The sequence below is a fragment of the Bacillus songklensis genome, from assembly GCF_042649685.1.
Lineage (GTDB): Bacteria > Bacillota > Bacilli > Bacillales > Bacillaceae_H > Bacillus_BA > Bacillus_BA songklensis.
In genome coordinates, this window is record NZ_JBHRZT010000012.1 from 1 (window position 1) to 797 (window position 797).

Annotated in this window: 1 rRNA gene; it reads left to right on the plus strand. The window is 55.0% G+C overall.

Annotation, left to right across the window (positions count from 1 at the left end):
• Positions 1-797, plus strand: a 23S ribosomal RNA gene (locus ACFOU2_RS02100); the annotation flags it as partial.

Below are 797 nucleotides of genomic sequence, written 5' to 3' on the forward strand. Positions count from 1 at the left end.
AAGCGCGCTGTTGGATATGCGCGTCCAAGCAGTAAGGCTGAGAAGTAGGCAAATCCGCTTCTCGTGAAGGCTGAGCTGTGATGGCGAGGGAAATATAGTACCGAAGTTCCTGATTTCACACTGCCAAGAAAAGCCTCTAGCGAGGTGGGAGGTACCCGTACCGCAAACCGACACAGGTAGGCGAGGAGAGAATCCTAAGGTGTTCGAGAGAACTCTCGTTAAGGAACTCGGCAAAATGACCCCGTAACTTCGGGAGAAGGGGTGCTCTGGTAGGGTGCAAGCCCGAGAGAGCCGCAGTGAATAGGCCCAGGCGACTGTTTAGCAAAAACACAGGTCTCTGCGAAGCCGCAAGGCGAAGTATAGGGGCTGACGCCTGCCCGGTGCTGGAAGGTTAAGGGGAGAGGTTAGCGCAAGCGAAGCTTTGAACCGAAGCCCCAGTAAACGGCGGCCGTAACTATAACGGTCCTAAGGTAGCGAAATTCCTTGTCGGGTAAGTTCCGACCCGCACGAAAGGCGTAACGATCTGGGCACTGTCTCAACGAGAGACTCGGTGAAATTATAGTACCTGTGAAGATGCAGGTTACCCGCGACAGGACGGAAAGACCCCGTGGAGCTTTACTGTAGCCTGATATTGAATTTTGGTACAGCTTGTACAGGATAGGTAGGAGCCTTGGAAGCCGGAGCGCCAGCTTCGGTGGAGGCGTCGGTGGGATACTACCCTGGCTGTATTGAAATTCTAACCCGCACCCCTGATCGGGGTGGGAGACAGTGTCAGGTGGGCAGTTTGACTGGGGCGG